Source organism: Pseudomonas sp. B13(2017) (assembly GCF_002113245.1).
Classification (GTDB): domain Bacteria; phylum Pseudomonadota; class Gammaproteobacteria; order Pseudomonadales; family Pseudomonadaceae; genus Aquipseudomonas; species Aquipseudomonas putida_Z.
Genome location: NZ_NEJX01000028.1, coordinates 20,277 through 43,962, shown reverse-complemented (window position 1 = coordinate 43,962; position 23,686 = coordinate 20,277). Strand labels below are relative to the sequence as shown.

The following is a 23,686-nucleotide window of genomic DNA, read 5'->3' as shown; positions in this document are numbered from 1 at the left end:
CGAACCTTAACCCTTCGACGCCGAATAGATTGCGGCAAGCCAACTACGCATCCAGATTCAGTATTGCAGAAACTGGGAGGACCATAGATGTGGGAGCGGGCAAGCCCGCGAATGGCCCCAAGGTGGCCTGTCAGGCTGGCTCTGCTTCCAGCTCCAGCATGGCCTCACGGTACCGCGCCAGTTCCTCGATGGTCAGCACCGGCAGATTGTATTGCCGCGCATACACCGCCACCTGTTCGCCACGGGCCATCGTGCCATCGGGGTTCATCAGTTCGCACAGTACTGCCGCCGGTCGCAACCCGGCCAGGCGTGCCAGGTCTACCGAGCCTTCGGTGTGGCCACGGCGGGTCAGCACCCCGCCATTGCGGGCGCGCAGCGGGAACACATGCCCCGGGCTGACGATTTGGCGCTGCTCCGCGGTGGAGCGCAGTGCCGCGCCAATGGTGGTGATGCGGTCCTGGGCGGACACCCCGGTGGTAATGCCTTCCGCCGCCTCGATGGTGACGGTGAAGCCGGTGCCATGGCGGGCCTGGTTGTTCTGCACCATGGGTGCCAGTTGCAGTTCGTCGACGGTGGCCTCGTCCAGGCACAGGCAGACGATGCCGCTGCAATCGCGAATCATCATGGCCATGGTCTGCAGCGAGATGTTCTCGGCGGCGGCGATGATGTCCGCTTCGTCCTCGCGGTCGTCGTCGTCGAGCAGCAGCACAGGGCGCCCGGCCTGGAAGGCGGCGATGGCGGCGCTGACATTGGGGAATTGCGGGTGGTGCTTGGTGGACATGAAACGCTCCTCGTGAATGATCGATGAACGTCTCGGGGCGAACAAAATGCGCGCGCAGGGGCGCCCGGATGGCCCCTGCCTGACGCCTTCTTTCATCCGGACTATGACCGTCGGCTCTGGAGTCTCACCAGATCTGCTGACCCCCGGCATGGCCGGGGCGCTCGCGGGCTCATCTTTCGATTTACCGCCGGTGGGGACTTTCACCCCGCCCTGAAGACCCGCCAAGCATACAGCACATTGCCACCTCGCTGGCAACCCACGGCTCTACGACCTTTGGCGGTATCATTCGGCTATGCATTCGAGGAACAGCCCCATGGACATTCTCCAGGTCGCCGGCGGCAAGCCGGTCAAGTTGTGGACCGACGGCGTACCGGTGGAAGACGACGCCCGCAAGCAACTGCTCAACACGGCCAGGATGCCGTTCATCTTCAAGCACCTGGCAGTGATGCCGGACGTGCACCTGGGCAAGGGCTCGACCATCGGCAGTGTGATACCCACGGTTGGCGCGATCATCCCCGCCGCGGTGGGTGTGGATATCGGCTGCGGCATGATCGCCGCGCGCACGTCGCTGCACGCCCGCGACCTGCCGGACAACCTGCATGGCCTGCGCAATGCCATCGAGCACGCCGTGCCGCATGGCAAGACCTTCGGCAAACGTGACCAGGGCGCCTGGGCCGATGTGCCGGCCAAGGCGGACAAGGCTTGGGGGCAGTTGGTCGGGCGCTTCAAGGCTATCACCGACAAGTACCCGCGCCTGGAGAGGACCAATAACCGCCATCACCTGGGGACGCTGGGCGGCGGCAACCACTTCATCGAGGTGTGCCTGGACGAGGCCGACCGCGTCTGGTTCATGTTGCACAGCGGCTCGCGGGGCGTGGGCAATGCCATCGGCAACCTGTTCATCGAACTGGCCCAGGCCGACATGCGCCAGCACCTGGCCAACCTGCCGGACAAGGACCTGGCGTATTTCGAGGAAGGCAGCCGCCATTTCGCCGACTACGTCGAAGCGGTGGAGTGGGCGCAGGATTATGCCAGGCAGAACCGCGAGCTGATGATGCTGGCGGTGGTCGGTGCGGCTCGCAAGGCGCTGGGCAAACCGTTCGAGGCCAGCCTGGAAGCGGTGAACTGCCACCACAACTATGTGCAGCGCGAGCAGCATTTTGGCCGAGAGGTGCTGGTGACGCGCAAGGGGGCGGTGTCGGCGCAGAAAGGGCAGTTGGGTATCATTCCCGGCTCGATGGGGGCCAAGAGCTTCATCGTGCGAGGGCTGGGCAACGAGGAATCTTTCTGTTCCTGCAGCCATGGTGCCGGCCGGGTGATGAGCCGGACCAAGGCCAAGAGCCGCTTCACCGTGGAAGACCAGCGGCGGGCGACGGCGCATGTGGAGTGCCGCAAGGACAAGGAGGTGATCGACGAGATCCCCATGGCCTACAAGGACATCGATGCGGTGATGCGCGCGCAGCAGGAATTGGTGGAGGTGGTGCACACCTTGCGGCAGGTGGTGTGTGTGAAGGGCTGACGGGGTGCTGCCTGTGCCGGCCTCTTCGCGGGTAAACCCGCTCCCACAGGGATCGAGTGAACCTATGGGGCACAGGTTGCCATGAAAAGATGAAGCCTGTGATGGCGCAGGTTGCAACTGAAGGTGAAGCCTGTGGGGGCGTTGTGGGAGCGGGTTTACCCGCGAAGAGGCCAGTGCAGGTTATCGGGACATCCCTTCAATTACCCGCTTCAGCGAAGCCGGTAACATCGGCCCATGCCCCAGCCCGTCAATCCGCTCGAACCGTGCCTGCAACCCCGGCACCTTGGCCAGGTCTGCCACCAGCTCCCGCGCCGCCCGTTCTCCATCCCCTTGCACCGGCATGCGCGGGTTAGCCGGCTCCTCACTCCCGCGCATCAGCAACAATCGAGGCCGGCTGCTACCCAGGCGCTGGTCAAGCCCCTGCGCCTCACGCACGATCGCACCGTCATGCCACCACAGCGAAGGGCTGGCTGCCACATAGTCACTGAAAGCCCCTGGCCGGGTGAACAGCGCATGCAGCACGGCCAACCCACCGTAGGAATGCCCCCACAACGTCTGCCGCTGCAGGTCGATCGGTGCCACACCCGCTACCAGCGGCCGCATGCGCTCGCTCAGCAGATCGAGGAACTCGTCCACGCCACCGCTCGGTTGCCCGGTCAACGGGTCCAGTTGCGCAGCCGGCCCAGGCAACGCCGGGGTGTAGTCATAGGTACGCCCGACCCGCTCGATCCGCTGATCGGTCTGGTACCCCACGGCCACCAGCAATGGCGCCTGGCCGGCGGCAAGCTTGCCCAGCAGCAGGCTGTCCAGCGTCCCCAGCGCGGCGTTGCCATCGAGCATCCACAGCACCGGGTAACCCGCCGCTGGCGCCGGGCGGTCTGGTTTGCCGACCCACAAGCGGTAATGACGCTGGCCATCGGCCGAGTCCAGGTCGAGCTGGCTGAAGCGGTAGGCCAGGTCCTGGCGCTGCAGCAGCGAGGTATCCATCCTCTGTTGATGCTCGGGCTGCGCCAGGGCAGCAGGGGCCGCAAGGGCCAGTGCCAAAGCCAGCGTCAGGGTCATCTTGCTCATCAGGTGTCTCATCAGGGCTTTGCAAGGAGCGCAAGGCAGAAACGCCAAGATGATAATCAGTCCTGATTGAGCGTAAAGCGCATTAACTTTCTAAACAGTCCCGGGCCATCGGCAAAGTCATGTGCAGGCACAGGCCTGGGTGACCGTTGCTGGCCCACAAGCGACCGCCTTGCAGTTCGATGGCGCGGCGGGCGATGGCCAGGCCCAGGCCGAAGCCCGCGCCGCTGTCGGCCAGCCGCTGGTAGGGCTTGAAGATGCGTTCGAGCTCGGCGTGCGGCACCCCGGGCCCCTGGTCACTCAGGCGCAGGTGCCAGCAGTCGCCCTCCAACCAGCCATCCAGGCTGACCCGGCCCTCGGCCGGCGAGTGGCGGATGGCATTGCGCATCAGGTTTTCCAGGGCTTGGGCCAGGCTGTCCAGGTGGGCTTGCACCACGCAGTCGGTGCCGAGCGAGCAGGGCAGGCGGGCGCGGTCCCAGCCGCTTTCGAAGCAAATGTCCTGGCACAAGGCTTCCCACACCGAAACCATCAATACCGGTTCGGTCGGCAAGCAGGGCTGTTCGGTGTCCATCCAGGCGAGGTCCAGCGTGTCCTCCAGAAGCTTCTGCATGTCGGCGACCTCGCGGTCCAGGCGCTCGCGCAACTGGGCCGGCGGCAAGCCGCTGTCATGGGCGATGCGCAGCCGCGCCAGCGGCGTGCGCAGTTCGTGAGACAGCGTGCGCAGCAACAGGCGCTGCTGCTCCAGGCTCTGGCGCAGGCGCCCGGCCATGTGCTCGAAGGCCTGCGCCAGTTCGCCAAGCTCATCGCGCCGCTCCTGCAGGGGCAGGGCCGGGCTGTCGAGGTCGTCGGCACGCAGGGCGTCGGCGCGGTCGCGCAGGCGGTTCAGTGGCACCACAAGGTGGCGGTACAGCGCCAGAACCAGCAGCAGGGCGAGTAGCGTGGGGGCAACGCCATGGGTGATTACATGGGTCCATGGGGTCAGGCCGGTAGGCAACAGGTGTTCGGGCAGTTGCATTACCAGGCGACCGTGCTCGGGGTGTTGCGGGAACTCGATGCTGACGTAGGGCAGTTCATCCTGCAGGCGCCGGCTCATCGGCCAGTCGAGCTTGCGCATGAAGGTCAGGTGGCTAGCTTCCTCAGCGCTGAGTGGGGTGCTGCCAAGGCTCTGCAGGTGCGGCCCGACCAGCGCCACCCAAGTGCCCTCGGCCTGTTCCAGTTGCCTGCGCCAGGCCTCGGCACCCTCTGCGCCGCCTTGCTCCCATGCCTGTTCGGCTTGCTGTGCAAAGCGCGCCAGGTAGTCCTGGTCGGCTTGGGACAGGAAGTAGGTACTGCGCTCCACCGACAGGCCCCAGGTCCAGATCAGCCAGGTCAGCAACAGGCAGAAGCCAACCTGCAGTACGGCCAGTTTCCATAGCAGGGGATGACGGCGCATCAGGCTTTTTCCGTGTCGACCAGGATGTACCCCTGGCCGCGTACGGCCTGGATCTGCAGGTGCTGGGCATCGATGTCGGCCAGCTTGCGGCGCAGGTTGCACACATGCACATCCAGGCCGCGATCCAGGCGGGTGTAGGCCCGGTGCAGCACGGTCTGGTAGAGAAATGGTTTGCTCAAGGCTTCGGAAGGGTGGGCCCGCAGGGTGGCCAGCAAGCGGAATTCGGACGCGGTGAGGCCGGCAGCCTTGCCGTTGTGGATAACGTCCTGGCGGTCCTGGTCGAGCATCACCTCGCCGACGTCGGCACGCAGCGCCGTACCACGATCGAACGCCACACGCCGCAGCAATGCATCGACCCGGGCGTCCAGCTCGGCCAGGCTGAAGGGCTTGGGCAGGTAATCGTCCGCGCCCCGGGTAAAGCCACTGATGCGATCCTGCTCGGCCCCCAGCGCCGACATCAGCATGACCGGCACCGCCTGCTGCTGGCGCAACTCGTCGAGCAGGCTGAGGCCGTCGATGCCTGGCAGCATGATATCCAGCAGCACCAGCTCGAACTGTGATTGCTGTATGGCATTCAGGGCCTGGACGCCGGTGGCGCATGCGTGCACTCGGAAACCCCGGTTGAGGAAATGGCGTTCCAGGTCCTGACGCAGGCTTGCGTCGTCTTCGGCTAGGAGGAGTGAGGTGGGCACGGCGAGCCTTTAATGAGAATTCGTATCAGTTACGAATCATCCCATTGCCGGCAGGGCGAGGGCAACGCCTGGATGTGTTAAGAAGGTTAATCCTGCTGCACCCCCGATTTCCCTTCGGTATCGTTCGCAAAAAGCAACTTGTTTCGTTTGCGAATTACTACCATTTGGGGAAAGGGTGTGTCATGAGCAGTTTCAAAAGTTTGGGGGACTCGCGACGGGGTCGGGGCTGGCTGGTGCTGGGGCTGTTGGCGCCGTTCTCGTTGTCGGCACTGGCCGAGACGGTAGCGACTCAGGCGTCTGCCGAGGACAGCGCGCTTGACCTGCCGGCATTGACCATCGAAGGCAACCGCCTGTATGACATGCTGCCGTCGGAAGAAACTGGCGGCTACAGCGTGGATGCCGCCACCGTGGGCACCAAGACCCCCGCAGCGCTCAAGGACATCCCGCAATCGATCACCGTCTACACCCAGGACTACGTCAAGGACCGCCAGTTCGTGCACCTCGATGACCTGGCCAAGTACACCGCCGGCCTGCGAACCCTGACCAACGACAGTGGCCGTTCGTCGATCTACGCCCGTGGCTACGAGTACAGCGAGTTCAATATCGACGGCCTGCCGGCGCCCATGGCCAGCATCTTCGGTACAGTACCGTCGCTGGCGGCATTCGACCGTGTCGAGATCATGCGTGGCCCGGCCGGGCTGTTCAGCAGCACCAGCGAACTGGGCGGTATCGTCAACATGGTGCGCAAGCGCCCGACCGCCGAGTTCCAGGGGCACGTCGAAGGCAGCTATGGCACCTGGGACACCAACCACGAAGAAATCGACCTGAGCGGGCCGCTGGATGATGCCGGCCGCGTGCGCGGGCGCTTCATCGCCTCGCGTGACGACACCAATGGCGAGGTCGACTACAACGCCAACACCAGCAACAGCTACTACGGTGCGCTGGACGTCGACCTGGACGACGCCACCACCCTGTCGTTCGGCCTGATTCATGAAGTGAAGAACATCACCCCGCACAATGGCTATCCGGCAACGCTGTCCGGCGAAGTGCCCGACTTCAGCCATTCGAAGTTCCTGGGGGCTGACTGGAATTACTTCGACGGCAAGACCACCGACCTGGTCGCCGAGCTGAACCACCGCTTCGACAACGGCGGCTATGGCCGTGTCGCAGCCCGTGGCTCGCATCGCGACACCAATTACCTGTACGCCTTCACCGCGACCAACGCCACCACTGGCGCGAACTCCGAGCGCGCCAGCGCCCGCGATTTCACCCAGGACACCTACTCGCTGGACGCCAGCTACAGCCAGCCGTTCGAAACCTTCGGCCAGGTCAGCGAATTCGTGGTCGGCAGCGACTACAAGAATTACGACACCGAGTACCTCAACGGCACAACCAACCTGGGCGCCATCAACGTCGATACATACTCGCCCAAGCAGTTCGCCAAGCCATCGCCCAACTACAGCACCGAGACCGGTATGCAGGAAGAGGAATACGGCCTGTACTCCAAGGTCACCTTCCACCCGGTCGAGCGTCTGGCGCTGATCGCCGGGGGCCGCTTCAGCTGGTATCGCGGTGATTTCTACACCACTACCCTCAGCAGCGGCGCCACCACCAACGACAGCAAGCGCGTGGATGGCCACTTCACCCCGTATGGCGGCCTGGTCTACGACCTGACCGAGAACCATGCGCTGTACGCCAGCTATTCGCAGGTTTTCAAGCCGCAGTCCGACACCGACAGCAATGGCCGGGTGCTCAAGCCGCGTGAGGGCGAGCAATACGAGTTCGGTCTCAAGAGCAGCTACTTCGGCGGCGACCTGAATACTCGCTTCTCGGTGTTCCGCCTGACGGACAAGAACCGCGCGACCACCGTGTATGACGCCGACGGTGTCGCTACCACTGACTCTGTTGCATCCGGCAAGACCCGTGTGAAAGGCGCCGAAGTGGAAGTGAGCGGCAAGCTGACGCCGAACTGGGAAGTGCTGGCCGGCTACACCTGGATGGAAACCGAAACCCTCAAGGGCGATGCCGAAACCACCTTCTTCATCATGCCGCGCAACCAGGCATCGCTGTGGAGCAAGTACACCATCAGCCAAGGGCCGCTGAACGGCCTGGCCATTGGTGGCGGTATTTCGGCGATGAGCAACTTCTATTCCGAGAACGGCGGTGTGCGCATCGACGCGCCAGGCTATGCGACGGTGGATGCAATGCTGTCTTATCCGGTTACCTCGAAGCTGACGGCCACCTTCAACATCAACAACCTGTTCGACCGGGACTACCTGTCGCGGGTGGGGTCGACCTCGACGTTCAACTTCTACGGGCCGTCGCGGAGCATGATGGTTGGGGCGCGGTATGACTTCTGATAATCAGATTTTTCCCGTTGCGCGTAGGCCATTTCTGAAATAGCTTCCTAGCGCCCTTGAGCCATTGCGGTGGTGTTCCTGGCGGACTAGTGTGGCCCAGTCGTTGCCAAATCAGCGACCGGGCCTGCAAGCCTGTCCAGAGCAAAATGCCGATCACCGATGCCAATGGCATGCCATTGCGCGCGCTTAATGGTGGCTGCGTACGGGAGGTTTTCGAACCTGCCGGATTTTGCTCTCTGCCGGTCTTGCAGACCCGTACGTGGCTGCCACCCATCACACTGCAAGTCATGAGTGGCAGCTCTAGCCAACCTATAGAGAGTGTCACCATGCTTAAGATTGTCCCCGATCCACCCCACGATATTCATTCCCTTGAAGACACCCTGATCCAGGCCACGGACTATGCGCTGTGCGCTGCGACCGTTGTGCATCAGGCCATGCTGCTGCAGCCCAAGTCGCCGGCGTCGGTTTTGATGATGACGTCGATGCATGAACTGGAGACGCTGCGGGCTTTGCTGGAGTCGGCATTGATTCAGGTGCAGATGCCCACTGGGGCCAGAACTTTGCACTGAGGCTTGAGTGATGTGTTGTCTGGGCGGGCCCTTTCGCGGGTAAACCCGCTCCCACAGGATCACCACAGTCTTCAAGACTTGCACAGTACCTGTGGGAGCGGGTTCACCCGCGAAAGGGCCCGTCCAGGCAGTCGAGAACTTTCAGGGGATTCAAAAATGACCACAGAAGACACCCATTTCACTGTCGGCAAGACCACGTTCTACCAAGGCGAACATGGCACCCACCCACTGTTCCGCATCGAGCCCGGCATCCCCTGCCGCGATGCCCGCGAGCAGTCCTCAGAGTTGATGGGCTATGTCCGCGAACTGACCATCACCGGCCTGATGGATGAGAAACCGATGATGATCTGGGCTGCGCACTACCTGAGTGCGATGGCCAAGGCGCTGATGGATGATGCTGAGTTGGGTATGAAGCAGTGAGTATTTGCCTTCAGGTTGTGTGAAGGCCGCAAGGGGTTCGCCTTGGCAATTTCAGCGCCTATGAGACCGAGCGCCGCCCGCGCGGCGCTCGGTCTCATAGGCGCTGGAAACCTGTCGGTATACACCTGATCGCCCGCTTGATTAGAGTGGCGCCTGGGGTAATACAGGCCAGTCAAGCCTTTCGACAAGCGAGGTGCAGGTGAGCGTTGATATCGAGTGTGTGGTGGTCGGGGCCGGTGTGGTCGGCCTGGCGGTGGCGCGTGCCTTGGCCCAGGCTGGCCATGAAGTGCTGGTGGTGGAGGCGGGCGAGGGCATTGGCGTCGGGGTCAGCTCGCGCAACTCCGAGGTGATCCACGCCGGCCTGTATTACCCCGATGGCAGCCTCAAGGCGCAGCTGTGTGTCGAGGGCAAGCAACGCCTGTATGCCTATTGCGACAGTCGGGGCGTTGAATACCAACGCCTCGGCAAACTGATCGTCGCCACCGATGCGGCCCAGGTCGAAGGCTTGCAGCGCCTTCTGGAGCAGGGCCGGCGCAATGGTGTCGATGATCTGCAATGGCTCGACGCCGACCAGGCGCGTGAGTTGGAGCCGGCGCTGTCATGTGTCGCCGCGCTGTGGTCGCCGTCCACCGGCATCATCGACTCCCATGGCTTGATGCTCGCCCTGCTGGGTGACGCCGAGGCTGCGGGCGCCACCTTGGTACTGCATACCCCACTGCTTGCCGCGCGGGTGATCGAGGCCGGTTTCAGCCTGGACATGGGCGGTGCCGAGCCGATGGGCCTGACCTGCCAGCGGCTGGTCAACTGCGCTGGGTTATCGGCAGTTGAAGTCGCTGGGCACATCACCGGCCTCGACCCGGGCCATGTGCCCCAGGCCTATCTATGCAAAGGCAGCTATTTCAGCCTGAGCGGTCGTGCGCCATTTCGGCACCTGGTGTACCCCGCACCGGAACACGCCGGCCTGGGCGTGCACATGACCCTCGACCTGGGCGGCCAGGCGCGCTTCGGCCCGGATGTGGAGTGGGTGGAACATATCGACTACCCGGTAGACCCCCGGCGCGGCGACAGCTTCTATGCCGCCGTACGGCGCTATTGGCCCGACCTGCCCGACGCCAGCCTGCAACCGGCCTACAGCGGCATCCGCCCGAAAATCAGCGGCCCGCAGGACCCGGCGGCGGACTTTGTCATCAGTACGCCCGCCGAGCATGGTGTGCCGGGGCTGGTGAACCTGTTTGGCATCGAGTCACCGGGGTTGACCAGTTGCCTGGCATTGGCGGATCGCGTGCTGCGTACCCTGCGTGACAACTGAAGGCAGTGCGAAGCTGCCTTCAGTCTTTATGCATGTGCTGCTTGCCATCGCGATGAGTATGGGCCTTTGAATGCCCCTCATCATGCTGGCCTGCGCCCGAGACCTGCTCACCATGGTGGCCAGGCACGTTGCCGCGGTGCTGGCCTTCATGGTTGTGCATTTCACTTTCGCCACCACCATGCTGGTGGCCGCCACTGGCCGCGACCATCGTTTTGTACTGTTCGGCGTTCAACTGGGGTAGCTGGTCCAGGAAGGCGACGATGCCCCAGATGTATTCATCGCCCATGCTCTTGCCCCAGGCCGGCATGCCAGAGGCCTTGATGCCGTGCTTGATGATCCAGAACGCCGCAGCGGGGTCGCCACCAATCCCGCTTTTGGTCAGGTTGGGGGGCGATGGATACAGAGCCTGGCTGAGCTCGGTCTTTTCGACGCCAGGGGCAAGGTGACAACCGATGCACATGGCATTGTAGTTACCGGCGCCGGTACGAATCAGCGCTTCATCTTTCAGGTCTGGCACCTCGATGTCCCTGGCCCGTACTGCGATCGAGCGGTCCCGTGCCATGGCCAGAAAGGCATGCACGGCGGGGAAATGGGGATCATCGGCCCCGACGTTGACCAGGCCGGAGTACGCAGCACCCAGTACGGCCACGCTGGCCACCGCGCCTGCTGCAACAAGCGTTGTTATTGTTCTTTTCATGTCTGGTTCTCAAAACCACATGCGGATACCGGCCACGAAACGCGCTTCATCCACATCACCACCCTCGTCGCGGATGAAATCGGCGGTCTTGCCGTAGGAGCGGTTCCAGGTGATGCCGATGTAAGGGGCGAACTGGCGGACTATTTCATAGCGCAGGCGCAGCCCGACTTCAGTATTTGCCAGGCCGGAACCGACGCCGCGCACAGGGTCGTTCTTGCCATAGAAATTGGCTTCAGCGGTCGGCTGCAGGATCAGGCGGTTGGTCAGCAGAATGTCATAGTCGCCTTCCAGGCGCGCGGCAGTCTGGCCGTTCTCGCCAATGAACGCGGTGGCTTCGGCTTCGAAGTCGTAAAGCGCCATGCCCTGGATACCGAACGCCGCCCAGGTCTGGGGGGATTCAGGCTTGAAGTCCTGGCGCACCCCGGCAACCACATCCCACCATGGGCTGATCGAGCGGCCGTACAGCAGCTGCAATTCGGCATCCTCGGTGACACCGTTGGTACGTTCACCTTCGGAGCGGATCCACAGCCGGTTGATATCGCCGCCTACCCAGCCGGAAGCATCCCAGGCCAGCGTGCTGCCTTCATCGGCATCCTGGTACTCGAGCTGGTCCAGCAGGAAGAAACTGTTGATAGCACTGTCGTGCATCTGATGCCCGCCCAATGGGGGGAAGGCTGCCTGGCGGTCGGCATCGGTCAGCACCGGGATCGGGGTACGGCTGGTCGTCGGCGTATCCGTCGAGCCGTGGTTCATTTTCGAATGGTCCATCGCTTCATGGTTCATGGCTCCATGATCCATGGCGCCGTGGTCCATGCCCGGCATGCTGCCATGATCCATCTTGCCGTGGTCCATCATCGAATGGTCCATTTCTTCAGCGGCGAAGCTGGGCGCAGCGCCCAGCACGCCGAGCGAAACGGTCAATGCCAGCAGCGATGGTCGTGCCAGGCTATTGAGCATCTTTCCCTGCCTTGGCTTTGTCGCTGCCATGGGATTCCATCATCTTGCCGTGGTCCATGCCTTGCATCGAGCCATGGTCCATACCCTTCATCGAACCGTGGTCCATGCCCTTCATGGCGCCATGATCCATGCCCTTCATCGAACCATGGTCCATGCCTTGGGCGCCCTTGGCTTTTGCGGCATCGGCAGGCTGCTGATTGTTGCCGCCGGACCACGACGACGGGGCATAAACGGCAAACAGGCCGGCCATTGCAGCAGAGAGGAAAAACGCGCTTCGTTTCATTGGTTTGCTCATCTCGGATCTCCAGTTCATTCGTCCACACGGACTTCGCGGAACATGCCCATTTCCATGTGGAACAGCAGGTGACAGTGATAGGCCCAACGTCCTAAAGCATCTGCAGTGACGCGATAGCTTCGTTTTGAGCCAGGCGGCATGTCGATCGTGTGTTTGCGCACCATGAAGTTGCCGTTTTCATCCTCCAGGTCGCTCCACATGCCATGCAGGTGGATGGGGTGGGTCATCATGGTGTCGTTGACCAGGGTGATGCGCAGGCGCTCGCCATACTTGAGGCGCAGTGGCTCGGCATCGGAAAACTTGATGCCGTCGAAGGACCAGGCGAACTTTTCCATGTGGCCGGTAAGGTGCAGCTCGATTGTGCGACCAGGCGCGCGGCCGTCCGGGTCCGGGAAGGTGCTGCGCAGGTCCGAATAGGTCAGCACGCGGCGGCCGTTGTCACGCAGGCCGATGCCTGGATCGCCCAGTTTTGGTGTCGGGGTCATGGTCTGCATGTCGACCAGGGGGTTGTTGCTCTCGGAGTCTGGGTGGCTCTGCATGGGCGCGCTGGTACCAGCCATGTCGCCATGGTCCATGCCGGCCATGTCGCCGTGGTTCATGCCAGCCATGTCGCCATGGCCCATGCCTGGCATGCTGCCGTGATCCATGCCAGCCATGTCGCCGTGATCCATGCCCATATCGCTCATGGAAATGATCGGCCGTGGATCGACAGCTGGAACAGGGGCTTGCAAGCCTTCGCGAACAGCCAGGGTGCCCCTGGAATACCCGGTACGGTCCATGGATTGAGCGAAGATGGTATATGCCTGCTCGCTTTCGGGCTCGACGATGACATCGTAGGTTTCGGCAACGGCGATGCGGAACTCGTCGACCGCAACGGGTTTGACATGCTGCCCATCCGCCGCGACAACCGTCATCTTCAGGCCGGGAATTCGCACATCGAAATACGTCATGGCCGAGCCGTTGATGAAGCGCAGGCGGATTTTCTCGCCCGGCTTGAACACGCCCGTCCAGTTACCGTCCGGGGCCTGGCCGTTCATCAGGTAGGTGTAGGTGTAACCGCTCACATCAGCGAGATCGGTGGGGCTCATTTTCATCTCGGCCCACATCTTGCGGTCGGCTACCGCCGCGGACCAGCCCATTTCGCTCACATCGTTGACGAAATCACCCACCGTGCGCTTGTGGTAGTTGTAGTAGTCGGACTGCTTCTTGAGCTTGGACAGCACCCGTGCAGGGTCTTCATCCGTCCAGTCGCTGAGCATGACCACGTAGTCTCGGTCATAGGTGAACGGCTCAGGCTCTTTCGCGTCGATGACCAGGGCGCCATACACCCCGACCTGCTCCTGGAAACCGGAGTGGCTGTGGTACCAGTAGGTGCCGTTCTGCTGGACCTTGAACCTGTACTCATACATGCCGTCGGGGGCGATGCCATGGAAGCTCAGGCCCGGCACGCCGTCCATGTTCGCCGGCAGGATGATGCCGTGCCAGTGGATGGAGGTGTCCTGCTGCAAGCGGTTGCGCACACGCAGCGTGACGGTATCGCCTTCGCGCCAGCGCAGGATGGGCCCGGGAATGGAGCCGTTGATTGCCATCGCTGTACGTGCAGTGCCGGTAATGTTGACCGGCAGCTCACCGATGTAGAGGTCGAAGTCGGTGCCGCTCAGCACATTCGGTTGGCCGGGGCTGGTCACGGCCCAGACCGGCGTGCGCCACAAGCCCAGCCCGCCAAGCAGTCCGGTAGCGGCCAGGCCTTTGACGAAGGAGCGTCTGGTGGTTTTGCTTTGCATGCCGTTGCGTCCAGTCAGTCGAAAAGTTGCTGGTATTCAGGCGGTTGAACGCCCCAGCCCGTGAGGCGAGAAGCCCCCACAATCTTCCTCAACGCTAGCGGACCTGCGCTGTCAGTTGGCTGAGCTTCAGATTACTTTTCTGTCAGCTTGTGGTGGGTATGACTGATGAAGCGCATGGCAGGCAGAATCTGGGGCCGCCTTGCGGCCCTTCGCGGGCACGCCCGCTCCCACAGGGATGGCGCTGTAGCCAGGACATGCGCAGGTCCTGTGGGAGCGGGCGTGCCCGCGAAGGGCTGCAAAGCAGCCCCATCAAGCGGCTCTTTGGCCTGGCCGCTACTCGATGCGCAGCGCCGCCACCGGATGCAAGCGGGCCGCCCGCACGGCCGGGGCCAGGCCGGCAAGAATGCCGAGCACCGCCGCCAGCAGCAGCGCCAGCAGCAGAAACAGCGGTTGCAGCGCCAAGGGCAGGCTCGGCATGGCCAGGTGCAGTAGCCCCAGCAGCAGGCCCATCAACAGCAGGCCAAGCAGGCCACCGGCCAGGGACAGCAGCGTCGCTTCAGCGAGAAACAGCCCAAGTACCTGCCGCGGACTGGCGCCAATCGCCCGCAACAGGCCGATTTCTGCCGTGCGCTCGCCCACAGTGGTCGTCATGATGGTGAGAATGCCGACGGCGCCGACCAGCAGCGAAATGCCCCCCAAGGCACCAATGGCCAGGCTCAGGGTGCCGAGAACGCGGTTGAAGCTGCGCAGCATGTCGTCCTGGGTGGTCAGGCTGAAGTCCTCCACACCGTGTCGTTCGCCGAGCACCTCGCGAATCTGCCGGCTCAATGCCCGTGAAGTGGTACCGGCGCCAAACACCACATGGGCTTTGACCACCCCGGTGCGGTTGAACAGGCTTTCCGCCCAGTCCACCGGGATGTAGGCAATATCGTCGAGGTTGAAACCGAGCAACTGGCCTTTCTCCGCCATCACGCCGATCACCCGGAAACGCACGCCGCCGACGCGGATCAGCTCACCCAGCGGGTTGCGCGCCCCGAACAGCTCGGTACGCAGCTGATGGCCGAGCACCACATAGGGCGGCGAACGGCCGTCACGGGCCGGGGGCAGGAACTCGCCCAGGCTCAGCTGCATGCGCCAGGCCTGCGCCATCTGATGGCCGCCACCGAGAATGTCGCTGCGCCGGCTCAGTTGACCGAACTGGATATTCCCGCTGCCCTGAATGATCGGCACCGCCGCCTCGACATGCGGCAAGCGCCGCAGGGCGTCGGTGTCACTGATGGTCAGTGGCCGCACGCTGCCAAGCAGGCCGCCGAGGCCGCTGGTCTGGGTCTTGCCCGGGCGCACGGTGATGATCCGCGTACCAAACTGCGAGAAGTTCTCCAGCACATAGCCGCGCACGCCTTCGCCTATGGCCGTGAGCAGCGCCACGGCGGCTATGCCGATCGCTACCCCGAGCAGGGTCAGCAGGCTGCGCAGCGGGCGGCAGGTCAGCGCCGAGCTGGTCAGCCGGAAACCATCTTGCCAGCGCATCAGTGCGCCCCCGGCGGGCGTAGCGCCGCCACCGGCTCCAGCGCCGAGGCCCGAGCGGCCGGCAGCCAGGCGAACAGCAGCGCCGTGCCGAGTGCCAGCAGCACGGCGCCAGCCCGCGCCCACCAGGGGGCATAGAGCGGCAGATGGAACGCCAGGCGCCCCAGCCAGAGCAAGGTTTCGGCCAGCAGCAGCCCTGCCAGTGCCCCTGTCAGGGCCAACAGCGCCGCCTCGCCGAGGAACAGCAGGCGCAGCTGCGCCGCCGTAACGCCTATGGCTTTGAGCAGGCCGATCTCGGCGCTGCGCTGGCTCACTGCAATCCAGGTCACGTTCATGATCAGGATGCCTGCCACCAGCAGGCTGATCGCGGCAATGCCAGCCACCGCCAGGGTCAGCACCGCGAGTATCTGGTCGAAGGCGCTGAGCAGGCTGTCCTGGCTGACCAGGGTGACGTCCTCCTCACCCTCGTGGCGCTCCTTGAGCGCGGCGAGTATCAGCTGCTTGCTACGGTCGAGAAAGCTCGGACCATGCACCTCGACAAACACCCGCGACAACCCCTCGCTATTGAACAAGGCCTGGGCGCTGGCCACCGGGATGATCAACATCTCGGCGAAATCCATCCCCAGCGATTCGCCCCGCTCACCGAGAATGCCGACCACCCGGAAGCGCCGGTCGCCAGCGCGCAACCATTCACCCAGGGCCGGGCGAGCTCCGAACAGCTCGCGCCGGAGTTTGCCGCCGATCACGCAGACGGCTTCGGCCTGCTCAGGGTCCAGCGTCGGCAGCGGCTGGCCTTGTACGACCGCCAGTTGGCGAATGGCGAAGAAGTCCCGGGTGGTGCCCAGCGTCAGCACTTCACGATTGCGGTTGCCGACTATCACCTCCATCTGCCCGGCCTGCTGCGGCGCGACCCGGCGGATGCCCGGCAACCGGGTGATGGCCTGGACATCCTGCAAGGTCAACTCGTGTGGCGTCAGGCCGGTGAGCGGCGGCATTCGCCCGGTGGTTTCCTTGCGCCCCGGGAAAACGATGAGGATGTCGCGCCCGAGCAGCGAGAATTCGTTCAGGACGAAAGCCCGCGCCCCCGCGCCAAGACCGGTGAGCAGATTGACCGCGACCACCCCGATAGCGATGGCCAGCAGTAGCATCAGGCTGCGTGAGCGATGCCCACGCAAGGCACCTAGCCAGAAGCCCAGGGCATCGGCAGCGCGCATCAGGCCAGCGCCCACTGCGGCGCAATACTGTGGATCCGCCCGTCACGCATGTGTAGCTGGCGCTGTGCGCGGGCGCCCAGGTTGGCATCGTGGGTCACCACTATCAGGGTCAGCCCCTCGCCGTTGAGCTCTTCCAGCAGGCTGAAGACCTCTGCGCCGGCCTGGCTATCGAGATTGCCGGTGGGTTCGTCGGCCAACAGCAGCGCCGGTTGCATGACCATCGCCCGGGCGATCGCGACGCGCTGGCGCTGGCCACCGGAAAGCTCGGCCGGGCGGTGGGCAATGCGCTCGCCCAGCCCCAGCCGTGCCACCAATTGGCTGCTGCGCTTGCGCCGTTGTGCCGCACCAATGCCGGCAAGGACCATCGGCAGCTCGATATTCTCCAGCACCGTCAGCCGTGCGATCAGGTGGTAGGACTGGAACACGAAACCTATCAGCCGGCTGCGCAACTGGGCGCGGCGCGCGTCGCTCAGCGCCGCCGTGGCCTCGCCCTGCAGCCAGTATTCGCCGGCGCTCGGCGCATCGAGCAGGCCGAGGATGTTCAGCAAGGTCGACTTGCCCGAGCCCGACGGGCCCATCACCGCCATGTAGTCACCGGCGGCGATGTCCAGGTCCAGGCCATCCAGCCCCATCACCTGCTGTTCGCCCAACTGGAAGCTGCGGCTACCGCCGCGCAGGCGGATCATTTCTCGGTCTCCGCGGCATCCACCGGGATCACCGCCACGGTATCCTTGAGCCCTTCCTGCTCGTGGCTGGCAACTATGCGTGCGTCCTCGTCCAGCCCTGCAAGCACCTCGGTCCAGCGCCAGTTGCTCAGCCCGGTTTGCACCTGCACCTCGCGCAACACCCGGGCGCTCGGGTCATATCGCAGCACACGCTGCCCCTCCAGCAGGGTCTCGGTGGGGATGCGCAAGGCGCCCGCATGCTGCTCCAGGAGGATCTCGACATCGGCGCTATAGCCGGTGAGCAGGGCCAGGTCTGCCGGCGGCTGGTCGAAGCGCACCTCGACATCGACGGTGCGCGCCTGCTTCTCCAGTTCGCGCACATAGGGCGCGATGCGGCTGACGCGGCCGGTGAAATGCTGACCACGGAAGGCATCCAGGCTGATCCGTACGGCGGTTCCTGGGTGAACCCGGGCAGCGTCCACCTCATCGATCGGTGCCTCTACAAACAGGCAGCTGTCGTCGATCAGGTCGACTGCCGGCGGCGTGGGAATACCTGGCGGCGAAGGGGTGACGAACTCGCCGAGTTCGCCGTTGATTTCTGCAACGATGCCGGCGAATGGCGCACGCAGAGTTGTCTGTTCCAGCAGTGAGCGCTGCAACTGCAGGCTGGCGTCGGCCTCGCGGATCAGCACGGCACTGGCGCTGCACATCAGCTTCGCCAGGTTGGCCTTGGTCGCCGCCTGATCGAGGCGATCGGCGGCAATCAACTTGCGGTCGGCCAACTGGCCCAGGCGATCAAGGTCGCGCCGGTCCAGCAGAGCTTGCTGGCAGCGCTGTTCGCGGGTGTTGCGCTGGGCCTCCAGCCGCGCCTCGGCTTCCTGCAGCCTGGCCTGTTGCTCGTCCTGCCGCAGGCGCATGAGCACCTGACCCGGCTGGACCCGCTGGCCCTCGCTGACCAGCAACTCGGCAACCTGGCCGCCGACATTGAAGGACAGGTGCGAGCGTCGACAGGACTTCAGCGTACCCGCGCGCGTGTTGGCCACCACCGTCTCAACCGGCCCCCGTTCAACTTCCAGCAGCCTGACCGGCACCGGCTGCGGTCGACTCAACCAGCCGCCCAACACCACGAGACAAGCCAGGATCGACGAGCCAATCAATAATTTGCGCATGGACTACACCTCCTCCCATATGGCTTGAGCCTAGATCAGGAGGGTGAAAGCTTCACGCGAAACGTCATTTATCCGACGATTTTCGGATGAGCGTTAGTATAGTGTCAGATAAATGGCGAATGAGATTTTTTTCGCTCATGCAGCGGCGATTCCCCGGCCATGGGAAGGCTGCAGAAAGTTTCAGAGGATGAGAATGGCGGGCATTAAAAAGCCGGCTTGTGGCCGGCTTCTCGGGGACGCTTCCGACTAATTTATGGTAAGCCGCAATCGCCTTAACTGTGTGGCCATCAAGGGCCTGAAAGAGATGGCAGATGCCCGTGTGGGATATCGCCGAGCCCTCTGGACCGCGGCTCGCGCCGGTCGGGGCTGAATGTGCGGCGTAGCATACAAGGGCGCGCGCAGGATGCCCAGCAAAAAATGGCACAGGTTGTTTCAGTCGGGCCGTTGCTGGCGGAAATGCGACCAGTGGAACACCCAGCCCAGAATCTCCAGCCCTTGTGTCTGGCGCTGGGCGGTGGTGTAGCGTTCGACCGCATAGTTGCGCCGATCATGGCTGTGCAGGTACAGCGTGCCGTGCTGGCCGAGGCTGAGGTTGTTCACCCTGAGCACGCCGTTGTGCAGCAGGGCATAGGTTTCGCCCTCGAACACCTGGGTCATGCCCAGGTCGATGGCCAGGGTGGCCTGCAGCGGAATCAGCGGGGTCATGTTGCTGGCGGGCATGGCCACGCAGATGGCGTTGTCGGCATGCACTCCCAACCCTTTCAGGGCTTTTGCGGGCAGGCACATGTGCTTGCCCGCCACGGGTGACAGCAGGCCGTTGTGCATTTCGTAAAAGGGCACCTTCAGTGCCCGGCCGCCTTGCGCCGACAGCGGCGTGCGCGGGTTGGCGGGCGCCGGCCCTGGCGGGCAGCTGCGCAGGATCGGGTTGTGGTGTTTGGGGCCTTCGCCCGTGCGCAACCAGCGACGATGCACGCAGAACAGGTCGGCCATTTCGTCCAGCCGGGCCAAAGGCACGCCGCGCTTGAGCCAGTTGTTGACGTGCTGGGGGGTGACGCTGCGCTGGGCGGCGAAATCGGAAGAGGTCAGGCCACATTCGTGGAGGAGGGCTTTGAGTCGGTCGCCGGATGTGTTCATGGCGGCGAGTGTAGCGGCGGGGTGCCAGCAAGGATATGAACCAGATGTTGATGGGGCTTGTGTGAAAAGCGCCTGTTTGTAGGGCGTTGGAGTAGGACTGCGTAGGATTTTTTACTCTCCCAAGCAAGTGCACGGTTCCTGTGGGAGCGGGCGTGCCCGCGAAGAGGCCAACGCGGTGGCTGGCACCGGCTGCGCCGGTGTTCGCGGGCACGCCCGCTCCCACAGGGATCGCGCCAGCAATTAGAATTTGAGCAAGGCAGTTGCTTCTGCGCAGGCAGGTCAATTAGTTCCAGGGCGACCAGCCATCCATCAGGCATAAAAAAACCCCGCCGAGGCGGGGTTCTTCATGCAACCGGCATCAGCCCTTGTAGGCAGCAACCGATTTGGTGATCGCGGCACGGGCGGCGTCAGCGCCTTCCCAGCCTTCGATCTTGACCCACTTGCCCTTCTCGAGATCTTTGTAGTTGGCAAAGAAGTGCTCGATCTGCTGGATCAGCAGGGCTGGCAGGTCGGTGTATTCCTTCACGTCGACGTACAGCTGCGACAGCTTGTCGTGAGGAACAGCGATGACCTTGGCGTCGCCGCCGCCGTCGTCGGTCATGTTCAGCACGCCGACCGGACGGGCGCGGATAACCGAACCTGGGGCTACCGGGTAAGGGGTAACGACCAGCACGTCCAGCGGATCACCGTCATCGGCCAGGGTGTTCGGGATGAAGCCGTAGTTGGCTGGGTAGAACATCGGGGTAGCCATGAAACGGTCGACGAACAGGGTATCGCTGTCCTTGTCGATCTCGTATTTGATCGGCGCGTGGTTGGCCGGGATCTCGATGGCGACGTAGATGTCGTTCGGCAGGTCTTTGCCCGCCGGAATCTTGCTGTAGCTCATTGGGCAGTGCCCCCGTGTTTGACCAAAAAAGTGGCGGCGATTATAGGCACATTCTGCATGGGCATGCCACGCCTGGCCTGATGTGCGGCCCCGTCAGGCGTGGCTTTCGCGGTATTCCGGGTGTTCGGCCTGCAGCCGGAACAGGCGCGCCAGCGGGTCCTGGCGGTAGAACAGCGACAACTGGCGGTAGACCTGTGGATAAGCCTGTTGCAGCAGGTCGGGGGCACTAAAGAAGTACTCGCTAGTGACGGCAAAGAACTCCGCGGGGTTCTCTGCGGCATACGGGTCGATGGCGGTTTCGGCCTCGGGGTTGGCGTCCAGCTGGCGGTTGAGGTCGTCATAGGCCTGTTGCATGGCGGTTGCCCATTCATCCACGGGCATGCCGCTGTGCAGCGGCGGCAGGCCGTTGGCATCGCCATTGAGCATGTCGAGCTTGTGCGCCAGTTCATGGATGACCAGGTTGTAGGCCTCCCAGCCACCACTGGCCAGCACGCCGTTCCAGGCGAGGATGATCGGGCCCTGCTGCCAGGCCTCGCCGCTGTGCTCGCCGTCCCATACGTGCTCCACGCCACTGGCATCGCGGTGGCGCTGGGGGCTCTTGAAGTCGTCGGGGTAGAGGATGATTTCGTGGAAACCCTGGTACCAGTTCAGCTCGCCCAGGTGCAGCAGCGGCAACTGCGCCTGGGCCGCCAGCAACAGGCGCTGCTCGTCGTCCGGCTCGACGCCGGGCAGGCAGGTGAGGTGCTTGTCGAGCAGGAACAGGATGCAGGCTTCACGCAGCCAGCGATCTTCTTCGTCCGTGATGCCGTCCAGCATCGGCAGGCGCTCGCGCACGGCCTGCCATTGCTGGGGGGTGATGGGGTAGCGCGCCAGGGTGCGCTTGCGCCGCCAGGCGCTGAACGACCACATCTGCAGGTTTCAGTGGGCCTTGGCCGTGCGGCCCAGGCGGCCACGCAGCAGGCCGAGGATCATCGGCACCAGCGACAGGATGATGATGCCAACCACCATCAGCGACAGGTGCTGCTTGATGAATGGCACGTTGCCGAAGAAGTAGCCCAGGGTCACCAGGCCGCCGACCCACAGCAGCGAACCGGCGACGCTGAAACCGAGGAAGCGCGGGTAGTGCATGTGGGCGATGCCGGCGACGAACGGTGCAAAGGTGCGCAGGATGGGCAGGAAGCGCGCCATGGTCACGGTCTTGCCGCCGTGGCGTTCATAGAAGTCGTGGGTACGCTGCAGGTAGTCGCGACGGAAGATCTTCGAGTTGGGGTTGTTGAACAACCGCTCGCCGGCCGTGCGGCCGATCACGTAGTTGGTGCTGTCGCCGAGGATTGCGGCGGCCATCAGCAGGCCGGCCAGCAGCAACGGGTCCATGCCGCCACCGGCGGCCACGGCGCCGGCAATGAACAGCAGCGAATCGCCGGGCAGGAAGGGCATGACCACCAGCCCGGTTTCACAGAAGATCACGGTGAAGAGGATGGCGTAGATCCAGGGACCGTAGTTGGTGACCAGCAGATCGAGGTAGGCATCGAGATGCAGGATAAGGTCCAGCGGGTTGAAATCCATGTACAGCACCTGTGTTCTTGGGCGTAGGCTCGGTTACCTGGGGATGGGTAAATTTTCACACATGACAGGTGGGCCATTATACGGCTAAGTCAGGAACATGCCCGGGGAGTTTGTAGCGGGGGGTTACGGCAGGGGGGTATTCCTGTACCGGCCTCTTCGCGGGCTCGCCCGCTCCCACAGGTACAGCACCGACTTCAGATGCGCCGCTATGCCTGTGGGAGCGGGCGAGCCCGCGAAGAGGCCGGTGCAGGTCAATCTTGGCTGATCGGCAGGATATAACTCTTGAACTCGTTATCCTCACGAAACCCGATGGATTCGTAAGTCTTGTGCGCTACCTCATTGTCCGCACTGGTCGACACCCGCATGCGCACGGCGTTGGTTTCCTTGGCCATTTTCTTCGCCTCGCGCATCAGGTGGTCGGCCACCAGCATGCGCCGCGAGTCCTCGGCCACGTAGATATCGTTGAGAATCCATACCCGCTTCAACGACAGCGATGAGTAGCTTGGGTACAGCTGGCAGAATCCCAGCAGTTTGCCGTCGTCATCATCGGGTAGCGCCAGGTAGATCACCGACTCATCCCGCTTCAGGCGCTTCTCAAGGAAACTGCGGGAGCTGTCAGGGTAGGGTAGCTGCCCATAGAACTCACGGTATTTGACGAACATCGGCGTGAGCAGATCGAGGTGTTCCAGGGTTGCCTTGATGATGCGCATGTGCGGCCCTCAGAGTCCATTAGGGGAAACAGCGGATTGCCATCAGCCTTCAAGGGCATGCTGCCCAATGCGCGGTGCAAGTGCAATCCGCCTTCCGTGACATGTTTTTTACCCTTTGCCGAGCAGGAAGTTACCTTTCTGGCTGGTGCTGTGTTCACTCTCCAGGCTATGGACCTCGGCTTCGTCCTTCAGATTCACCCCGGAAAGCTGGCGCCGGCAGGCTTCGCGCATCAAGTACAGCAAGCGGTGCGCCGCCATGCCATAACTCAGGCCCTCCAGGCGGATGTTGGAAATGCAGTTGCGGTAGGCATCGGTCAGGCCGACCTTCGGTGAATAGGTGAAGTACAAGCCAAGGCTGTCGGGCGAGCTGAGCCCCGGGCGTTCGCCGATCAGCATCACCGTCATCCGTGCGCCCAGCAGCTCACCAACCTCGTCGGCCACTGCCACGCGGCCCTGCTGCACCAGCACCACCGGGGCGCTGGTCCAGCCGTCGGCGGCGGCCTGTTCCTCGAAGCGCGCCAGGAACGGCAGGGTGTGGCGGTGCACGGCCAGTGCCGACAGGCCGTCAGCGACGACGATGGCCAGGTCGACCCCGCCGGGGTTGGCCTGGGCGTGCTGGCGCAGCGCGGCAACCGAATCTTCGTTCAGCCGTCGCCCCAAGTCCGGGCGTTGCAGGTACTGGTTGCGGTCGCTGGCGGCGCTGTGCAGCACCAGGCTTTCGCGCCCGCGGTCACTCAGCTGGGTAGCCAGGCCGGCATGGTCGAAGGCCAGGTGCACGGCGTCGCGGGCCTGGGCGTGGGCAAACTGGAAGTCCAGCTGCGCACCGGTCGGCAGGCTGGTGCCGGTGCGGCCCAGGGCTATGCGCGCCGGGGTCAGGTTGCGCAGGGCCAGCCAGGGGTTGTCGGGGGTAGGCGTGCGGTGGTCCATGGTCA

General features: G+C 63.6%; 23 protein-coding genes and 1 riboswitch. Of the genes, 5 read left to right on the top strand and 18 right to left on the bottom strand.

All coding sequences use genetic code 11. The annotated features are described in order from the left end of the window. Window positions 1–130 precede the first annotated feature (130 nt). The gene (gene ribB / locus CAG44_RS25750) at window positions 131–781 is read right to left on the bottom strand and encodes a 3,4-dihydroxy-2-butanone-4-phosphate synthase (RefSeq protein WP_085693286.1); all 651 of its coding nucleotides are present in this window, start codon (window positions 779–781) and stop codon (window positions 131–133) included. Between the two features lie 80 nt (window positions 782–861). After that, a riboswitch (FMN riboswitch) is annotated at window positions 862–1,003 on the bottom strand. Between the two features lie 91 nt (window positions 1,004–1,094). Here ribB and CAG44_RS25745 point away from each other — a divergent pair. Further along, a complete protein-coding gene (locus CAG44_RS25745) occupies window positions 1,095–2,300 on the top strand; it encodes an RtcB family protein (protein WP_085693284.1) in 1,206 nt (401 codons plus the stop codon). 180 nt (window positions 2,301–2,480) lie between these two features. Here CAG44_RS25745 and CAG44_RS25740 read toward each other — a convergent pair whose 3' ends face one another. The 3 genes from CAG44_RS25740 to CAG44_RS25730 form a co-directional block, all read right to left on the bottom strand. After that, a complete protein-coding gene (locus tag CAG44_RS25740) occupies window positions 2,481–3,371 on the bottom strand; it encodes an alpha/beta hydrolase (RefSeq protein WP_085693282.1) in 891 nt (296 codons plus the stop codon). Between the two features lie 82 nt (window positions 3,372–3,453). Further along, window positions 3,454–4,800, bottom strand: coding sequence for a sensor histidine kinase (locus CAG44_RS25735; protein ID WP_085693281.1), 1,347 nt, complete (start codon window positions 4,798–4,800; stop codon window positions 3,454–3,456). Further along, window positions 4,800–5,492: a response regulator transcription factor gene (locus CAG44_RS25730; RefSeq protein WP_025337533.1), complete on the bottom strand. Its 693-nt coding sequence runs from the start codon at window positions 5,490–5,492 to the stop codon at window positions 4,800–4,802. The genes CAG44_RS25735 and CAG44_RS25730 overlap by 1 nt, the downstream gene beginning before the upstream one ends. Before the next feature lie 182 nt (window positions 5,493–5,674). Here CAG44_RS25730 and CAG44_RS25725 point away from each other — a divergent pair, with 182 nt between their 5' ends. The 4 genes from CAG44_RS25725 to CAG44_RS25710 all read left to right on the top strand — a co-directional run bounded on the left by CAG44_RS25725 (window position 5,675) and on the right by CAG44_RS25710 (window position 10,150). Continuing rightward, a complete protein-coding gene (locus CAG44_RS25725; protein ID WP_085693279.1) occupies window positions 5,675–7,852 on the top strand; it encodes a TonB-dependent siderophore receptor in 2,178 nt (725 codons plus the stop codon). 326 nt (window positions 7,853–8,178) lie between these two features. Next, window positions 8,179–8,421, top strand: coding sequence for a hypothetical protein (locus CAG44_RS25720; RefSeq protein WP_085693277.1), 243 nt, complete (start codon window positions 8,179–8,181; stop codon window positions 8,419–8,421). 156 nt (window positions 8,422–8,577) lie between these two features. Next, window positions 8,578–8,841, top strand: coding sequence for a DUF3077 domain-containing protein (locus CAG44_RS25715; RefSeq protein ID WP_085693275.1), 264 nt, complete (start codon window positions 8,578–8,580; stop codon window positions 8,839–8,841). Window positions 8,842–9,040: 199 nt separating this feature from the next. Then, a complete protein-coding gene (locus CAG44_RS25710; protein WP_085693273.1) occupies window positions 9,041–10,150 on the top strand; it encodes an NAD(P)/FAD-dependent oxidoreductase in 1,110 nt (369 codons plus the stop codon). 19 nt (window positions 10,151–10,169) lie between these two features. On the opposite strand, the gene CAG44_RS25705 is transcribed toward CAG44_RS25710, so the two are convergent. The 14 genes from CAG44_RS25705 to eutC all read right to left on the bottom strand — a co-directional run bounded on the left by CAG44_RS25705 (window position 10,170) and on the right by eutC (window position 23,681). Beyond that, on the bottom strand, window positions 10,170–10,847 hold the full coding sequence (locus tag CAG44_RS25705) for a cytochrome c (RefSeq protein ID WP_085693271.1): 678 nt from the start codon (window positions 10,845–10,847) through the stop codon (window positions 10,170–10,172). Window positions 10,848–10,856: 9 nt separating this feature from the next. Beyond that, window positions 10,857–11,804: a copper resistance protein B gene (locus CAG44_RS25700; protein WP_025337538.1), complete on the bottom strand. Its 948-nt coding sequence runs from the start codon at window positions 11,802–11,804 to the stop codon at window positions 10,857–10,859. Next, complete coding sequence (locus CAG44_RS25695; RefSeq protein ID WP_085693269.1) at window positions 11,794–12,117, bottom strand: hypothetical protein; 324 nt, start codon at window positions 12,115–12,117, stop codon at window positions 11,794–11,796. The genes CAG44_RS25700 and CAG44_RS25695 overlap by 11 nt, the downstream gene beginning before the upstream one ends. After that, window positions 12,114–13,883 (bottom strand): copper resistance system multicopper oxidase, encoded by a 1,770-nt coding sequence (locus CAG44_RS25690; RefSeq protein ID WP_085693267.1) that lies wholly within the window; start codon window positions 13,881–13,883, stop codon window positions 12,114–12,116. The genes CAG44_RS25695 and CAG44_RS25690 overlap by 4 nt, the downstream gene beginning before the upstream one ends. Before the next feature lie 333 nt (window positions 13,884–14,216). Further along, window positions 14,217–15,413 (bottom strand): ABC transporter permease, encoded by a 1,197-nt coding sequence (locus tag CAG44_RS25685; RefSeq protein ID WP_085693265.1) that lies wholly within the window; start codon window positions 15,411–15,413, stop codon window positions 14,217–14,219. Next, window positions 15,413–16,624, bottom strand: a complete 1,212-nt coding sequence (locus CAG44_RS25680; RefSeq protein WP_085617883.1) for an ABC transporter permease — start codon at window positions 16,622–16,624, stop codon at window positions 15,413–15,415. The genes CAG44_RS25685 and CAG44_RS25680 overlap by 1 nt, the downstream gene beginning before the upstream one ends. Beyond that, on the bottom strand, window positions 16,624–17,310 hold the full coding sequence (locus CAG44_RS25675; RefSeq protein WP_085693263.1) for an ABC transporter ATP-binding protein: 687 nt from the start codon (window positions 17,308–17,310) through the stop codon (window positions 16,624–16,626). The genes CAG44_RS25680 and CAG44_RS25675 overlap by 1 nt, the downstream gene beginning before the upstream one ends. Beyond that, window positions 17,307–18,458, bottom strand: coding sequence for an efflux RND transporter periplasmic adaptor subunit (locus CAG44_RS25670; RefSeq protein WP_085617845.1), 1,152 nt, complete (start codon window positions 18,456–18,458; stop codon window positions 17,307–17,309). The genes CAG44_RS25675 and CAG44_RS25670 overlap by 4 nt, the downstream gene beginning before the upstream one ends. A 432-nt stretch (window positions 18,459–18,890) precedes the next feature. After that, on the bottom strand, window positions 18,891–19,592 hold the full coding sequence (locus tag CAG44_RS25665) for an XRE family transcriptional regulator (RefSeq protein ID WP_085693261.1): 702 nt from the start codon (window positions 19,590–19,592) through the stop codon (window positions 18,891–18,893). Window positions 19,593–19,950: 358 nt separating this feature from the next. Further along, window positions 19,951–20,478, bottom strand: a complete 528-nt coding sequence (gene ppa / locus CAG44_RS25660) for an inorganic diphosphatase (RefSeq protein WP_003255365.1) — start codon at window positions 20,476–20,478, stop codon at window positions 19,951–19,953. 93 nt (window positions 20,479–20,571) lie between these two features. Next, window positions 20,572–21,387, bottom strand: a complete 816-nt coding sequence (locus CAG44_RS25655) for a zinc-dependent peptidase (RefSeq protein ID WP_085693259.1) — start codon at window positions 21,385–21,387, stop codon at window positions 20,572–20,574. Window positions 21,388–21,396: 9 nt separating this feature from the next. Continuing rightward, window positions 21,397–22,044: a DedA family protein gene (locus CAG44_RS25650; protein ID WP_025337547.1), complete on the bottom strand. Its 648-nt coding sequence runs from the start codon at window positions 22,042–22,044 to the stop codon at window positions 21,397–21,399. Window positions 22,045–22,295: 251 nt separating this feature from the next. Then, on the bottom strand, window positions 22,296–22,754 hold the full coding sequence (locus CAG44_RS25645; RefSeq protein ID WP_003257044.1) for a GNAT family N-acetyltransferase: 459 nt from the start codon (window positions 22,752–22,754) through the stop codon (window positions 22,296–22,298). Between the two features lie 108 nt (window positions 22,755–22,862). Then, window positions 22,863–23,681, bottom strand: a complete 819-nt coding sequence (gene eutC / locus CAG44_RS25640) for an ethanolamine ammonia-lyase subunit EutC (protein WP_085693288.1) — start codon at window positions 23,679–23,681, stop codon at window positions 22,863–22,865. Window positions 23,682–23,686: the final 5 nt, after the last annotated feature.

Excerpts from the sequence above, each read along its gene's own strand:
- CAG44_RS25720 (WP_085693277.1), top strand. The coding sequence starts at position 8,179 with ATGCTTAAGATTGTCCCCGATCCACCCCACGATATTCATTCCCTTGAA.
- CAG44_RS25645 (WP_003257044.1), bottom strand. The coding sequence starts at position 22,754 with ATGCGCATCATCAAGGCAACCCTGGAACACCTCGATCTGCTCACGCCG.
- eutC (WP_085693288.1), bottom strand. The coding sequence starts at position 23,681 with ATGGACCACCGCACGCCTACCCCCGACAACCCCTGGCTGGCCCTGCGC.
- CAG44_RS25675 (WP_085693263.1), bottom strand. The coding sequence starts at position 17,310 with ATGATCCGCCTGCGCGGCGGTAGCCGCAGCTTCCAGTTGGGCGAACAG.
- CAG44_RS25735 (WP_085693281.1), bottom strand. The coding sequence starts at position 4,800 with ATGCGCCGTCATCCCCTGCTATGGAAACTGGCCGTACTGCAGGTTGGC.
- CAG44_RS25690 (WP_085693267.1), bottom strand. The coding sequence starts at position 13,883 with ATGCAAAGCAAAACCACCAGACGCTCCTTCGTCAAAGGCCTGGCCGCT.
- CAG44_RS25715 (WP_085693275.1), top strand. The coding sequence starts at position 8,578 with ATGACCACAGAAGACACCCATTTCACTGTCGGCAAGACCACGTTCTAC.
- ribB (WP_085693286.1), bottom strand. The coding sequence starts at position 781 with ATGTCCACCAAGCACCACCCGCAATTCCCCAATGTCAGCGCCGCCATC.
- CAG44_RS25745 (WP_085693284.1), top strand. The coding sequence starts at position 1,095 with ATGGACATTCTCCAGGTCGCCGGCGGCAAGCCGGTCAAGTTGTGGACC.
- CAG44_RS25650 (WP_025337547.1), bottom strand. The coding sequence starts at position 22,044 with ATGGATTTCAACCCGCTGGACCTTATCCTGCATCTCGATGCCTACCTC.
- ppa (WP_003255365.1), bottom strand. The coding sequence starts at position 20,478 with ATGAGCTACAGCAAGATTCCGGCGGGCAAAGACCTGCCGAACGACATC.
- CAG44_RS25705 (WP_085693271.1), bottom strand. The coding sequence starts at position 10,847 with ATGAAAAGAACAATAACAACGCTTGTTGCAGCAGGCGCGGTGGCCAGC.
- CAG44_RS25655 (WP_085693259.1), bottom strand. The coding sequence starts at position 21,387 with ATGTGGTCGTTCAGCGCCTGGCGGCGCAAGCGCACCCTGGCGCGCTAC.
- CAG44_RS25665 (WP_085693261.1), bottom strand. The coding sequence starts at position 19,592 with ATGAACACATCCGGCGACCGACTCAAAGCCCTCCTCCACGAATGTGGC.
- CAG44_RS25670 (WP_085617845.1), bottom strand. The coding sequence starts at position 18,458 with ATGCGCAAATTATTGATTGGCTCGTCGATCCTGGCTTGTCTCGTGGTG.
- CAG44_RS25680 (WP_085617883.1), bottom strand. The coding sequence starts at position 16,624 with ATGCGCGCTGCCGATGCCCTGGGCTTCTGGCTAGGTGCCTTGCGTGGG.
- CAG44_RS25700 (WP_025337538.1), bottom strand. The coding sequence starts at position 11,804 with ATGCTCAATAGCCTGGCACGACCATCGCTGCTGGCATTGACCGTTTCG.
- CAG44_RS25740 (WP_085693282.1), bottom strand. The coding sequence starts at position 3,371 with ATGAGCAAGATGACCCTGACGCTGGCTTTGGCACTGGCCCTTGCGGCC.
- CAG44_RS25685 (WP_085693265.1), bottom strand. The coding sequence starts at position 15,413 with ATGCGCTGGCAAGATGGTTTCCGGCTGACCAGCTCGGCGCTGACCTGC.
- CAG44_RS25725 (WP_085693279.1), top strand. The coding sequence starts at position 5,675 with ATGAGCAGTTTCAAAAGTTTGGGGGACTCGCGACGGGGTCGGGGCTGG.
- CAG44_RS25695 (WP_085693269.1), bottom strand. The coding sequence starts at position 12,117 with ATGAACTGGAGATCCGAGATGAGCAAACCAATGAAACGAAGCGCGTTT.